This window comes from Microcoleus sp. CAWBG27, assembly GCF_020883145.1.
Taxonomy (GTDB): domain Bacteria; phylum Cyanobacteriota; class Cyanobacteriia; order Cyanobacteriales; family Microcoleaceae; genus Microcoleus.
In genome coordinates this window covers 91,028-105,226 of sequence record NZ_JAHREU010000012.1, presented here as the reverse complement: position 1 = coordinate 105,226, position 14,199 = coordinate 91,028, and the positions used below count along the sequence as shown (strand labels likewise).

The 14,199-nt window shown below is 44.7% G+C and carries 12 protein-coding genes; 3 read left to right on the top strand and 9 right to left on the bottom strand.

Annotation, left to right across the window (positions count from 1 at the left end; genetic code table 11):
• Nucleotides 1–164: 164 nt before the first annotated feature.
• The 6 genes from QZ938_RS09705 to QZ938_RS09680 all read right to left on the bottom strand — a co-directional run bounded on the left by QZ938_RS09705 (nt 165) and on the right by QZ938_RS09680 (nt 5,811).
• Nucleotides 165–1,220, bottom strand: a complete 1,056-nt coding sequence (locus tag QZ938_RS09705; RefSeq protein WP_293351097.1) for a GTP-binding protein — start codon at nt 1,218–1,220, stop codon at nt 165–167.
• Between the two features lie 250 nt (nt 1,221–1,470).
• Entirely contained in the window at nt 1,471–2,040 is a 570-nt protein-coding gene (locus QZ938_RS09700; RefSeq protein WP_293153279.1) for a Crp/Fnr family transcriptional regulator, read from the bottom strand.
• Nucleotides 2,041–2,251: 211 nt separating this feature from the next.
• Nucleotides 2,252–2,980: a metallophosphatase gene (locus tag QZ938_RS09695; RefSeq protein WP_293351091.1), complete on the bottom strand. Its 729-nt coding sequence runs from the start codon at nt 2,978–2,980 to the stop codon at nt 2,252–2,254.
• A 169-nt stretch (nt 2,981–3,149) separates the two neighbouring features.
• Nucleotides 3,150–3,965, bottom strand: a complete 816-nt coding sequence (locus tag QZ938_RS09690; RefSeq protein ID WP_293351088.1) for a metallophosphoesterase family protein — start codon at nt 3,963–3,965, stop codon at nt 3,150–3,152.
• A gap of 5 nt (nt 3,966–3,970) precedes the next feature.
• A complete protein-coding gene (locus tag QZ938_RS09685; RefSeq protein ID WP_293351086.1) occupies nt 3,971–4,738 on the bottom strand; it encodes a GTP-binding protein in 768 nt (255 codons plus the stop codon).
• 200 nt (nt 4,739–4,938) lie between these two features.
• Nucleotides 4,939–5,811 carry an alpha/beta hydrolase gene (locus tag QZ938_RS09680; RefSeq protein ID WP_293351084.1) on the bottom strand — a complete coding sequence of 291 codons (873 nt, stop codon included), beginning with the start codon at nt 5,809–5,811 and terminating at the stop codon, nt 4,939–4,941.
• A gap of 105 nt (nt 5,812–5,916) precedes the next feature.
• Between QZ938_RS09680 and QZ938_RS09675 the strand changes: the two genes are divergently transcribed.
• A complete protein-coding gene (locus QZ938_RS09675; protein WP_293351082.1) occupies nt 5,917–6,411 on the top strand; it encodes a GAF domain-containing protein in 495 nt (164 codons plus the stop codon).
• A gap of 69 nt (nt 6,412–6,480) precedes the next feature.
• The gene (locus tag QZ938_RS09670) at nt 6,481–6,999 is read left to right on the top strand and encodes a hypothetical protein (RefSeq protein WP_293351080.1); all 519 of its coding nucleotides are present in this window, start codon (nt 6,481–6,483) and stop codon (nt 6,997–6,999) included.
• Between the two features lie 932 nt (nt 7,000–7,931).
• Here QZ938_RS09670 and QZ938_RS09665 read toward each other — a convergent pair.
• The 3 genes from QZ938_RS09665 to QZ938_RS09655 all read right to left on the bottom strand — a co-directional run bounded on the left by QZ938_RS09665 (nt 7,932) and on the right by QZ938_RS09655 (nt 11,786).
• Complete coding sequence (locus QZ938_RS09665; protein ID WP_293153294.1) at nt 7,932–8,075, bottom strand: hypothetical protein; 144 nt, start codon at nt 8,073–8,075, stop codon at nt 7,932–7,934.
• 250 nt (nt 8,076–8,325) lie between these two features.
• Nucleotides 8,326–11,292 carry an excinuclease ABC subunit UvrA gene (uvrA, locus tag QZ938_RS09660; RefSeq protein WP_293351078.1) on the bottom strand — a complete coding sequence of 989 codons (2,967 nt, stop codon included), beginning with the start codon at nt 11,290–11,292 and terminating at the stop codon, nt 8,326–8,328.
• Nucleotides 11,293–11,576: 284 nt separating this feature from the next.
• On the bottom strand, nt 11,577–11,786 hold the full coding sequence (locus QZ938_RS09655; RefSeq protein WP_293153300.1) for a hypothetical protein: 210 nt from the start codon (nt 11,784–11,786) through the stop codon (nt 11,577–11,579).
• A 67-nt stretch (nt 11,787–11,853) separates the two neighbouring features.
• Here QZ938_RS09655 and QZ938_RS09650 point away from each other — a divergent pair, with 67 nt between their 5' ends.
• The gene (locus QZ938_RS09650; RefSeq protein ID WP_293351021.1) at nt 11,854–13,635 is read left to right on the top strand and encodes an SWIM zinc finger domain-containing protein; all 1,782 of its coding nucleotides are present in this window, start codon (nt 11,854–11,856) and stop codon (nt 13,633–13,635) included.
• Nucleotides 13,636–14,199 lie beyond the last annotated feature (564 nt).

Genomic DNA, 14,199 nt, shown 5'->3' with positions numbered 1-14,199 from the left:
GAAACATTAAATGGTTTGTTTTTTTATAAGTCAATAATAACTCAAAATATAAAATCAACCGTTGGTAGTTACACGGTTTTTGCTGTCAAAAAGTGCAACTACTAACGGCGCAATTAAATCTAAAATCTCTTAGCTATGGACGTGACACTGAGATTGACAAAATCTTAAACTAAGCAATTGTTAAGCTGTTCTCGAATTTGAGCGGTATCTAAGTTGCGGCCGATGACTACGAGTTGAGTCTTAGGTGGAGTCAACCATTCGTAAGCATTTAGTTCATAGCGCGCGCCACTAAGTTGAAAAATGTGTCTCATCGGGCTGTCTTCAAACCAAAGAATCCCTTTTGCCCGAAATACATCTAAGGGCATTTCTTCGGTGAGAAATTCTTGGAATTTGTGGATATTAAAAGGTCGATTGCTCTGAAATGATAGCGAAACAAATCCGTCATTATCTAAGTGATTGGAGTGATGTCCGTGATGGTGATGTTCGTGATGATGTTCGTGATGATGTTCGTGATGATGTTCGTGTTCGTGATGCTCGTGTTTTTCCTCGGTTTCCAAATTATCGAAAAGATCTGCTTGGGTTAAACCTACACCCAAAATCAATGGTAAAGGAACTTCACCATATTCAGAGTGTAAAATTCTCGCTCCTTCCTTGATTGTGCGAATGTAAGCTTCTAATTCTTCTACTTTTTCTGAAGGAGCTAAATCGGTTTTGTTCATCAGCACGATATCTGCAAATGCGACTTGTTTTAAAGCTGCTTCGCTCTCAAAATGATCGGTGGTGAAGGTTTCGCTATCCACTACAGTGAGTACAGAATCTAGAGTGGTCAAATCCCGCAATTCCGTGCCAAGAAATGTCAATATAATCGGCAATGGGTCGGCAATTCCGGTGGTTTCAATCACCATGCAGTCGATACGGTCTTCCCGCTCTAACACTCGGTATACTGCATCAACCAAGCCTTCGTTGATGGTACAACAAATACAGCCGTTGCTCAGTTCTACCATGTCATCTTCGGTAGAAATTAAAAGCTGCGAATCGATGTTGATATCGCCAAATTCGTTAACTAAAACTGCTACTTTTAAATTTTGACGATTTTTGAGGATTTGATTGAGTAAAGTGGTTTTGCCGCTGCCTAGAAAGCCGGTAATTATAGTTACTGGCATCCCTCTCTTGGGAAAATCGGAAATTAAATCTGGGGTTTGTACAGTGAGATTAGTCATTGTCCCTCGTTGATTAATTGTAGAGGCCCTGCTGTTAGTTCAGAAAGCTGCTAATTATCCCAAAGCTCTTGTGGATAGCACTTCCTAGCCAAAATTTAGGTACGATCGCCTGTATCGCACTCGATCGAGTATGATAATCATTATCATAGTATCTTAGATGTGCTTTAAGCGCAAGCCCTAGAATTATTGCTCAGCTAGCTGATGACTCATAAACACTTGACTGTCATCCCTTTTCCAGATAAATCTCATGTTACAAACGGGAAGTTAAGACAATGTATTGAGGGCGAGTGCGATCGATAAATCCCTCTTCTTCCAGCCTCCCCATCAGCCGCGTTACTGTGATCCGCGTAATTCCAATAGCTTCGGAAAGCTCCTGGTGAGTCAATCTCAAATCAATTAACACTCCTTGTGCGACTTCGCGACCAAATTTTTGTCCCAACCAAATCAATAGTTGCAGCAGTCTGTCGCGCAGGGATTCGGTGCGAACTATGTAGAATAATGCTTGAGCTTGCTGGATGTGTTTGAAAATTTCATCTAACGATCGATCGCACAAATTTGCAGGAATGTAGCTAATTTCTACATGAGTTTTGCACTCAATTTGGTAATGTTGCACGCCTGACAGCGGCTGACCGATCGCATCTCCTACTCCCCAATATCCCAGCGTAATTGGTGTCCCCTGCTCGCTCCAAGTCACGGTTCGGACAGCACCCCGTTCTATTCGCAGCAAGCCTTTAGACGGCACGGGCACTAACTGGCGGCAGGTGAAAGTCTGCTGTCTGAGACTGGGGTACAAGGCTGGAGTGTAGGTCGAAAAAGTCATGGGATTCACCGCTACTTTCAATACAATCTGGAGTCTAAGTTAATTGATAAATTATGTCAACTAAAACTTGAGTAATTACCCAAAATTAAAGAAACCGGGTTTCTTGACAAAAAGTTAGGCTTTCCGTCATCCGGTGACAATAAACCGGGTTTATCACCCTTGCGAGTGCGTCAGCCATAGGAATTGTTGCAAGCATCGGGACAGGGAAAGGCTAAGCCCCAAAGCCTTTGCGGGTGTTGTAGGAGAGGTTTCTGAACTTCACAATATCGGTGTCCGGGTCGTAAAGAGTATAGGTTGCTCGATCGGGCAACCTACCGACATTCCCCACTCCAACCACCCGCCGCGGGGTTGCAGAGATCGTTGATTGCGGCTCTAGAGAGTCAAGAGTCTGGAGCGAGTTATTGATAATACTTCTCTCTAATTGATACTCAAAGGCTAAGCCCGATCGCCCGCAAAACAAAGTATTGGCATCAGCGCGGATTGCGCGATCGAGCATGACAGGTGGCGGAGTTTCCGGGGTAAGATCGTCAGACGCGCTAACTGTACTCCCGTGAATCAACAAACAGTCAAACTCGTGGAAGCCAAAAGTCAAAGAGCGCAACCACTCTACAGTTTTCCGACTGACAGAATCCCAGAGCAACTTAATCGTATCTGCACTGTATTTTGCTCGCAATTCTGTCGCATCAGGGCTAGAACCTATTCCGTGTAAGTTAAAACACTGCTCTTCCCACCACCCGATACATACTTGGGGTTGGATTTCTCCTCGTTTGGGCGATCGAACTCGCTCAACTAATTTTTCACAATCGGGATTAGGGCCGACTAAATCGCCTAAAATATACAATTCATCAACGCGAATTTTCAGACGCTTGATGTCAGCGACTACAGCTTCGTAAGCAGCCAGATTTCCTTCGATTCCTGTTAGTATTGCCCAGTTTGTCATTATTTATTTATTTCCGAAGATTTAGGTTCGTAGTGAGGACTTTAGTCCTCTTTTTTGTTCGTAGTGAGGACTTTAGTCCTCTCTCTGATTCTTAGTCAATAAGGACTAAAGTCCTTACTACAAACAACTGTTAATAAGGACTAAAGTCCTTACTACAAACAATTGCTAACTATCTTTCACAAACATGAGTCGGATCGTCTGCTCTTTCGGCATATTCCAAACCCCTAGCCAAACGCCAAGCAAAAATCGGCGGTAAACCTTTTTCAATAATTGCAGCACAAGTTGCTTGATAGTCATATTCCACTTCTCGCAAAGTCACCTGTTCGGCATCAGTATCGTAAATAACGTAAGTAGCATTCGGTCTACCGTGACGCGGTTCTCCTACGGAACCGACATTCACAATCCGCTTTAAAGGAGCCGTGAAATTTAAAGCTTCCTCTCCTTTAACGCTCGGCCCGCTAACCTTTACCTGCATTTTTTCCGCGTCTAAAGTGCGGACGTAGGGGATGTGGGTGTGACCGCAAAACAGCACGTCAGCACCTGTATAAAATACCCGTTCTAAAGCAGCAAAAGCATCCATTGTTGGCAATAAATATTCGTGGTTGCTGTGAGGGCTGCCGTGGACAAAACACATATTGTCTTCTCGCAAACTGTGTGGCAAAGTTGCTAAATATTCTCGCGTTTCTAAGGGAATTTGTGCGTTAGTCCATTCGTGGGCCAATTTGCCTCTTTTTTCGGCTAAAGCTGAGGGATAGCTGCATTCGCAGGAGTTCAAACCTTCGACAATATCTTCGTCCCAACAGCCGACGCAGGTGGGAATTTCGAGCGATCGAATCATTTCCACGACGGCGTGGGGATTTGGCCCGTAACCGACTAAATCTCCGAGACAAAAGATTTTTTCGGCTTGTTGTTCGTCTATATCTGATAAAACTGCATTTAAGGCTTCGTAGTTGCCGTGAATGCAGGACATTACTGCTATTTTCATGCTGTTTATTCTCCTAATGATAGTGATTGTTTGACTTGTTGTTGGTAATTCAACATGATTGTTTCCGACAGACAGCAATCTTCTAGGGTTTGTCCTAATGCTGTTGTATCGAGGTTTTCGCCGACTATTTCTATGCCGCTAAATCTTTGGGGACGGCCTTCGAGCCAGCGGGGAAGTGGCAATTCTTCATGGGCGGTTTCTTGAAATGCTGCGGCGAAGTCGAAGTAGAACGATCGCCCGTCGGCTATGTCAAAGATGCCTTTTGCTCTGTGAACTTTGCCGTAGGCTCCTTGGGTCATTTCTTGGTACCAAAACATATCTAGGCTGGCGGGATCTAGCACTTGGCCGCTGGCGGGGCTGCGCCACATTGATAGTTTGTCCACTTCCCCGCTAACGGCTATTCCCTCGACAATTACATCCGCCCATTGATGCCATTCGGTGTCTTTGATGTCTGGCGGGACTACAGCAAATCGGCGGCTGGGGAAGATTTGGAGCAGGTTTTCTAGTGTTGTCAGTTGCAGGTGAAATCCGAGTTCGATGTAGGCTGAAACGCCGTTTTCTAGGTGTTTCGCGAGTAGGGACTCTTCGCCTTCTGCGATGGTTTTGATTTGGGGGAATCCTGCGGCGATGCAGGTTTGGTCGATCGGCACATTGCCACTTCCGGGGCAGAAATACAGCACGGGTGCTGTCTCGGCTGCTAGCTGCTGTCGGATCCAGGTAGTTTTGCCGCTTCCGGGCGGCCCTGCTACGGCGGTGATTGTAGGTTGACTCATGAATATAATGATAATCGTTATCAAGCGCTGTCAGCTCTTATACATTTAAATTTAATTTGGCGATCGGGCGGGATGCTCGCGCTACAAGCTTTTGCAGCTTTTGCAGCTATTGTCAGTTGTTCGACACTGCTTGCAAACCATTTTTTTATTTAAAAGATGTTGACTATCGCCACGGATGGAGAATCAAACTGCATCTTTACTCAAACAGCTTTGCTTACCAAAAAATCTCTGATGTACCGATTGACTAACTGCGGCTTTTCCTGATGCACCCAGTGGCTGCAATTGGGAACGTAATGAATCTGAAAATCCCGCACGTAATCTGCGGTTGCGTAGGTTAACTCTTTGCCGAGGGCACGATCGTTTTCGCCCCAAATCATCAACGTCGGAACTTCGAGGAGCTCTCTATGCGGGCGATCGACAAATCCGCGAGCAATATTGCGGTAATAATTGATAGTAGCAGTCAGAGCCCCCGGTTTAGCTGCCGCATCTTTGTAAGCTTGGATATCGGAGGGGGTAAAGCTGCTTTTGTCAACTGCCATGCCTTGCAAAGCGCGATCGATCGCCCGATAGTCGCCCAACTTAATTAAAAATTCCGGCAAAAATGGCAACTGAAACAAAAAGATGTACCAACTTTTCAGCAATTGTTGGCGAGTTCGCAACCCTTCAGCAAACTTTGCCGGATGCGGTATATTCATCACAATTAATTTATCCACCATCTCAGGATAAGCATAAGCAAAACTCCAGGCGATCGCACCTCCCCAGTCGTGGGCAACTAAGACGCAGCTTTTGTATCCAAGGCCTTGAATAATTCCCTTGATATCTTCTACAAATTCTGCCATCACATAAGCAGATTTATGCTTAGGTTTGTCGCTGTCATTGTAACCCCTGAGATCCACAGCAACAACTTGATAATCTGATGCAAATTCCGGGATTTGATGGCGCCAAGAATACCAAAACTCAGGAAATCCGTGCAGCATCAGCATCAGCGGCCCAGAACCTTGAGTGACACAGTGCAGTTTGATGCCGTTTGTAGCGATAAATTCGTGTTTCCAAGCAGCTTCTAGCACAGACATAAATTTTCACTCTAGATGTAAACTTATACTAGCAGTTGCTACCTTTAATAGAGGTAAACTGAAGACAGAGCTCAGCCAAAACTAGGAAGTTAAGGAGTCATTACCATGTCTGGCGATCGCCTGCAAACAATTGTCAACCGCTTGACAGATCGTCTCAAGCGCGACGTATTAATTGAAAAATCCCTATACGACATTCGAGAAGTGGTGCAGAGCGATCGCGCGGTACTGTATTATTTTTACAGGCAGTGGCAAGGTCGAGTGACTTGTGAGATGCTAAGTGCGATCGAACTGTCAATCTTGGGTTCTACTGGCCCAGACGAGTGTTTTAACGACGAATACGCTGCTTTGTACGAAGCGGGCCGAGTCAGAGCAATTACAGATATTGAAACAGAGCCAATCCACCAATGTCACCGACTGTTTCTGCGGAGCCTGAAAATACGCGCTAATTTAGTAGTACCAATTTTAACAGCAAAGGGACTTTGGGGGCTGTTAATCGCCCATCAGTGCAGCGGGCCCCGTACTTGGTTGCGATCGGACATTGAATTCATGCAGCAACAAGCAGACAATATAGCCATGTCTCCTACTGTTCAAGATAGTTAACTAATTAAAATTGACATCAGATGCTGTAGATGCTAGCGTAGAATTATAAATTTATCGGTTATATTTACCATGTCACTTTTGAATATTCAAGCTTTAAACAAAGCATTGCCTACCGTAATCTTAGGGTTATTCCTTAGCAGTTATACCAGCAACATTGACTCGAAATTAAGCAACAATCAATTAACCGCACCTAGAGTCATAACCTCAACAGAGATTATAGCTGATAACACCAGCGAGCAAGCAGCAATCAAATTATTAATCGATCGGCAGTTCAAAGCTTTGAATGAAAGAAATACTGAAGCCTATATGGCGACAGTAGATCCAAACTCTCCTGGTTTTCAACCAACAATAATTACAATTGCAGAAGTCTTCAAAAGAAATTTAAAGTACGAACCAACAAAAATTGAAATTGTGGGAATTTCAGGAAACGAAGCCAAAGTAAGAATCGAACAAACAACCACAAAGATTGACGGCCCACCTTCACCTTTCAGAGATAATAAGATGATAATATTACATACGTTACGCAAATCAAATGGAGAATGGAAATTTTTTAGTTCGGAACCGGAAAATATTCAGTATTTGAATTAGGCTAACTTGTACCATGAGAGCAAAAGTCGCCCTAGACAATGGGAGCATCCCAATTTGGTAAAAAGCGTTTTTTACGCAGTGCGAGCGTCCATAGCGAACGGCAGGGTTCGCGAGCGAGACGCTCGCACTGCTCCGATCGAAATATATTATTCTGATGCAACCGTCCGCGATCTGAAAGCAAAAATGGGATGCTCCCTTCCTACTTTCCTACTCGCCTAAATCGAGAAAAATTTCTTCAGTTTACTGCGCTGTATTTATATTTATCTTATAGGAGCGACAGTTTAGCTCTGGTGGATTGCTTTTTATCTCAGTACATTCCATAACACCTGTTCGATCGTTAGCTGATTCCGTCACTAACAAAACACGACCATCCGGTGTGACGGCAATATCCTCAATTTCAGTACAACCGGTTAGGCACGTTAGGAGAACGAGTAAAGTTATCGACATAACCGTGACTAATTGTTTTAAGTTCCGATAACTGCAATGCTTCACCAAACGACCTCTGTGAAGTATTTTCCAAGGCTGGCGATCTTCAAAATACGGGCTAATTAGAATTCTCATAAAACTTCTCTCCAGCATCTTAAACATTATCCTTGGTAATAGGCAAATTTAGCCATTTGCTCAAATTCCGAGCTAGCCGATCGAGTTCTGGAGCAGTCTGACTGTCTCCACCACTCATTGAACAGTTCTTGGTTCCTACACCAAGGTTAATCTGAGAAGTAACTGCAACATTACCCTTTTGGGAATTTCCATTACTGTCAATAACTCATAATTAAAAGTTGTAATTAAAATTATCACATAAACTCTTTACTAAGTCAATTCATAAAGTTCATAAATTAAAGTCATAAAAATCATATTTGTAAAAATATATTGCGATCGCGTAGAATTATTTTACTAAAATTATCATCCAACCACATATCTCAGCTTAAATATCAATTTTCTGCCATATCTCTTGCACTTAAAATTAGAGAGCGATCGGAGGGCTTATAAATAAACAGCACTGCTAAATAACGTCCAGCATCGGTTTGTCCTAAAGCAAGATATACATCTTCTCCCTCGCGATCGCCCTTTTCCACAAATCTAAATTTGGGTTTGTTGCCGAGAACCTCTTATACTTCATTAGCTTCAACGCGATGCTTTACAGCTAGCTTCTCTATAATTGCATCTAACCAAATAATTTGTTCAAGTTGCTACCGCCTCTACTTATTATACGACTTATTTTATTTTAAGTGTAGTGTGCGTCAGGTAAGTTTCTTAAACGATTATTCAGGGTTTAAATATCTGACGCACCTTACTAATTATGACACTTTGTAACTACTGTTACTATTAACTAACAGCTACAGCACTCCCTAAAGGATGCTGCTCTAAAACAGCTTTCAAATACTTCCCAGTATAAGAACGAGGATTTGCCGCTACCTCCTCCGGCGTTCCCGCCACAATAATCTCACCGCCCTTATCTCCCCCTTCCGGGCCCAAATCGATCGCCCAATCGCAGCACCGAATCACGTCCAAATTGTGTTCGATGACCAAAATTGAATTACCCTTATCCACCAATCTTTGCAGCACATTTAGTAAGTGGTGAACGTCATAAAACGACAAACCAGTCGTGGGTTCATCAATCAAATAAAGCGTTTTCCCAGTAGCGCGACGCGACAGTTCCGTAGCCAACTTCACCCGCTGCGCTTCCCCGCCAGATAGTGTCGGCGCAGGCTGTCCCAACTGAATGTAACCCAAGCCAACATCCACCAAAGTTTCCAGTCTGGCGCCCGCCCTGGGAATATTTTTAAACATTTCCGAAGCTTCCTCCACAGTCATGTTCAAAACATCAGAAATTGACTTGCCTTTATACTTCACTTGCAGCGTTTCCCGGTTGTACCGCGCACCTTTACAAACCTCGCACTGTACGTAAACATCCGGTAGAAAATTCATCGAAATCACGTTCACGCCTTGGCCGCCGCAAGCTTCGCACCTTCCCCCTTTCACGTTAAAAGAAAACTGCCCTGCTTTGTAACCTCTTGCCTTCGCTTCAATGCTTTCGGAGAACAAATCCCGAATCACATCAAAGACTCCCGTGTAGGTAGCGGGATTGGAACGCGGAGTGCGGCCGATGGGAGATTGATCGATGACAATTACCTTATCAACTACATCATCTAGAGAGCGTTCGCCCCTGGTTTTGAGGGCGTCCATATCTGGTGGCAAAGGAACTTTTTTTGTCAGATAGTGTTGCAGTGACGGATAGAGCAATTCATTGATTAAAGTTGATTTTCCGGAACCGGAAACACCTGTCACGCAGACGAGTTTTCCGAGCGGAATTTCCACATCAACGTTTTTTAAATTGTTGCGACTCGCATTTTTGAGCGAGAGAGCTTTGCCGTTGCCTTTTCTCCTTTCATTCGGGGTTTCAATTACTCGTTTTCCAGACAGATAAGCACCTGTCAAAGATTCTTCTGCCGCTAGCAGGTTTTCTAAACTTCCTTCGGAGATGATTTTGCCGCCGTGAACGCCTGCGCCGGGGCCGATATCGACAATATGATCGGCGGCGCGCATGGTTTCTTCATCGTGTTCTACGACAATCAAAGTATTGCCTAAATCGCGCAATTTTGTTAAGGTTTGCAGCAGGCGAAAGTTGTCTCTTTGGTGCAGTCCGATGCTGGGTTCATCTAAAACATAGAGGACGCCGGTCAAACCGGAACCGATTTGAGTTGCGAGGCGAATTCGCTGGGCTTCTCCGCCGGAAAGCGTCATTGCTGCACGGTCTAATGTCAGGTAATCTAATCCGACATCGAGCAAAAATTGCAGTCTTGCTTTGATTTCTCTGAGGGCTAAATCGGATATTTGAAATTGCCGATCGCTCAATCCTAAATTATTGACTCGTTCCCGACATTCGCGAATCGAAATCCCCGTCAAATCCACAATTCCATAGTTTCCTAAGCGCACCGACAGCGCCTCTGGTTTCAAGCGTTTGCCGTGACAAGCATCGCAAGAGCGATCGACCCGATACTGTTCCAGCTTCTGTTTGATCAAATCAGAACCAGTATCGTCGTACTGGCGCTGCAACATGGAAATTACGCCCTTAAAATCTCTCCTCAAATCGCTGGCGTTGCTGTCTCGCTTCTTGCTTTCTGCGGTTTGTTTTGACTCGTTGCCGTACAAAATCACTCGCTGGTGTTCGGGCCTCAAGCGGAACCAAGGAGTGTCGATATCAAACCCGCAACTATCGGCAACGCTGCACAGTAAGGAGAGATAATAGGAGTTGTCTTTGTCTGACCAAGGGGCGATCGCACAATAAAGAGGTGCTTTCTCGTCAGGAATGACCAACTCCGGCGCAAAAGTCCGCAAACTCCCCAAACCGTGACAGTTGGGACAGGCGCCGTAGGGCGAATTAAACGAAAACAACCGGGGCGAAAGTTCTTCCATCACCGCCCCGTGCTCGGGACAAGCAAAGTTTTCGGAAAATACGATCGGTGGATTGGCTGGTTCAGAATTTTCGTCAGGCGGTAACTCTTCTACGATCGCAATTCCCTCAGAATGTCGCAAACAAGTTGCCAGAGAATCGACTAAACGCTCTTCTAAACCGGGTTTTTTAACTAACCGATCGACAACTATCTCGATATTGTGGATATGATTTTTATCTAATTCGATATTTTCCGACAGTTCTAAAATTTCTCCGTTAACTTTCACCCGAATAAATCCTTCGGAAGCTAAACTCGACAATAATTTGCGGTGAGTGCCTTTTTTTCCGCGCACAACAGGCGCCAGAAGGTGAAAGCGAGTACCGTCTGGAAGTGCCATAACTCGATCGCACATTTCATCAATTGTCTGCGGCGCAATGCAGCGATCGCAAATCGGACAGTGCGGTTCGCCAGCTCTGCCGTACAGTAATCTGAGATAATCGTAAATTTCTGTAACAGTGCCGACAGTCGATCGCGGGTTGTGAGAAGTTGACTTTTGGTCGATCGAAATAGCCGGACTCAAGCCTTCGATCGCATCCACATCCGGCTTGTCCAACTGTCCCAAAAACTGGCGGGCGTAGGCGCTGAGAGACTCAACATAGCGGCGCTGTCCCTCAGCAAAAATTGTATCGAAAGCCAGGGAAGACTTACCGGAACCAGAGACACCGGTAAAAACTATCAGTCGATCGCGCGGCAGTTCCAGATCGATATTCTTAAGATTGTGCTGTCTCGCACCGCGAATCCGAATCGTATTTTGGCTGTTGGAGTTAGAAGTCGTCACCTGATGCCCGTTGTGGGATGCACTTGGCTGGCTGTGTGAGGTTTTGGCGCGTTGGGACATGAGAGTAGTGCAAAACAGTGCTTAACCATCTTAGCGCTGCCTTTGAACTAGCTGGCATCCAAACTCAAGAATATCAAAGAATTTTAGACAGTTGATAGTTGACTGTTGAGGGTTGACTGTTGACTGTTGACAGTTGACAGTTGATAGTTGACAGTTGACAGTTGAGGGTTCAATTGGGAGCATCTCTTGTTTGAAAAAAGCATTTTTTCTTTGAGTGCGAGCGTCCCCGCTCGCGTGCTTTATAAAGCACGCGAGCGGGGACGCTCGCACTATGAAATGCAAAACTAAGATGCTCCCGTTTTATTTCCCACTGCTGTTTGCACAGGCTGCATAATGTTTACTTCCCCGACCTTGAGATTAACATCAAAGAATATTAAAAAGTTGACAGTGTGTAGGGGCGGTGCCCCCGTGCCCGCCCTATTAGTTAACAGTTGATACTTGGCAGTTGACAGTTCAGTTTTAATGCCCGCTGCTGTTTGCAGAATAGACTGCATATCGCAAACCAAGTGCACTTATGAAGTAAAATCGAGTCTAATCCTTTAATTGCTGAGGTCTGGTGCGATGCCAATTCCCAAACTTAGTGAAACGATCGTCAAAAATAACAGTTCTGAGCGATCGCTCAACCGAGCCGAAGATTATTATCTCGGTGGCAATGTTGCTAGCGCAGTCCTCCGCGGCAATATGGTGCAAGCAAAAGTATACGGTTCTCAAGTTGAACCTTACGATGTTACCTTGCCCTTTACTGATGCCGGATTAGCACCTACAGTATTCTGCACTTGTCCTTACGATGGCGATGGATGGTGCAAACACATTATCGCTACGCTGTTTTTGTGCCTGCGAGAACCAGAAAAAATTGAACGGGGCGAAACGCTGGAAGACTTGCTCTCTCGACTCAACGACGCCCAAATCTATGAGTTAATAGAGCATTTAGTGGACAACGAACCGTCACTGATAAGTGCGATCGAACTATACGTCAACTCAAACGCTGTGTCGGGGCCCACAAAGCAACCCACGAAAACACATCGGCAAAGTGCGATCGATCCTGCTCCTTTTCGGCGACAAGTGCGAGAAATTTTCCGACAAGCTCGGGATTATTGGGAGGATGAATATGGTTATGATGAAGAAGACCCGATTACAGAAGAAATTTTAGAACTGATTCAGCAAGCCCAGGAATTCAGCGAACATGGAGACGGCAAAAACGCTTTAGTAATTTTAGAAGCCATTACCTCAGGTTGTGTTGATGATTGGGACGACGTAGCAGAATATTGTTTTGACAGTGATGAAATTACTAATGTTTTAGATGAAGCTTGGACAGAAGCCATTTTGACGGCAGATCTAACTGCTGAAGAAGAAATAGATTTCGAGGTGATGTTAGAAGGTTGGAAAGATGAATGGGATTGTGATTTCAGTATGAGCTTGGAAGCTTTACGCCAAGGTTGGGACTACCCGCCACTCCAGCAGATACTAGAAGGAAACCTTACCGGACAAGGACTTTGGGCTGTCGATCCACCAGATTGCGCTCGTGACTTAACCTTGACTAGATTGCAAATTCTCGATCGGCAGAATCGCAACCAAGAATACTTATACCTAGCCAAAGCAGAAGGCTGCATTCAACAATATCTGACGATGTTAGCTCGTTTGGGGAGAATAGAAGAAGCTGTGGAAGCTGCCACAACCGAGATGACATCAGTCGAAGAAGCTTTTGCTCTAGTTCAAATTTTACAAGAAGACGGATACTCAGAAGAAGCTCTCAAGATTTGTCAAACTGGGTTGAATCTACCCGGCAAATCTACCTACAAACTGGCAGTTTGCATGAGTGACTTAGCAGATGAATTGGGTCAAAAAGAATCTGCTTTTAATGCTAAAAAGAAAGTTTTTGAAATTCAACCTTCTTTGAATGATTATCTTTCATTGCAGGAGTTATCAGGGGATAATTTGTCAACTTTGAAAGCAGATTTATTGGCAATTTTAAGAGCAACTCACAACTACAATTCTACCGAAGCGAAGGTTGATATTTTTCTGCACGAGAAACTAATTGAAGAGGCGATCGCCCTTGTTGACACATCCTACGGTTCAGAATTGGTTCATCGAGTGATGGTGGCGGCAATTCCCCATCGCCCCGATTGGGTAATCGTCAATGCTAGTCGCCGCGCTGAATCGATTCTAAATCAAATGAAATCAGCCGAGTACGATAGTGCGATCGAGTGGCTAGAAAAAGCCCGTGCTGCCTATATACAAGCTGGGCGAAATGTTGAGTGGTGTGCTTATCGCGCTCAACTGATGGAAGTACACAGTCGGAAGCGGAAATTCATGGGCTTGTTCAAAAACTCATATTTAAATTAAGTATTTGTAGCAGGGCTGTTTCATTCTCTTGTAGGGGCGGTGCCAAGAGTGCCCGCCCCAATCTCTGAAACACATACAAAATCGTGGACGAAGAGGGTAGGCACGCACCATCCACTACCCCTACAAAATCATCGTTTTCCTGAGAATGAAACAGCCCTGGTATTTGTAGGGTGCGTCGCCCTCGACAATCCTTGCATCAAAGCGACAATCTGAAAGCGACGCACCTAACACAATTCCCATCTATCAGGTGCATCGCTTCCTAGATATAACCGTGTTGACAAAGATTCGCGGACGTTGTTGGGCTTGAGCCCTTCTTAGCTTAGTGGTTATCGCTCTTTCATCACTCTAAGAAAGGAAAAATCTGACCATAATTTGATAATGCTAATGTGGTATGGCTTTGTGGAACGATTTTCTAACACCTTGCTGGCGTTAGGAGCATTTGGGAAGAGATCCTTTGCTGTCGTGTCTTCGAGAATTTACTCTCATGAAAGTGACGAAAGAGCGTTATATTGCCAATTATCCTGAAGAAAGGACGATCGCAGATTTGTGCTGTTCAAAAAATGC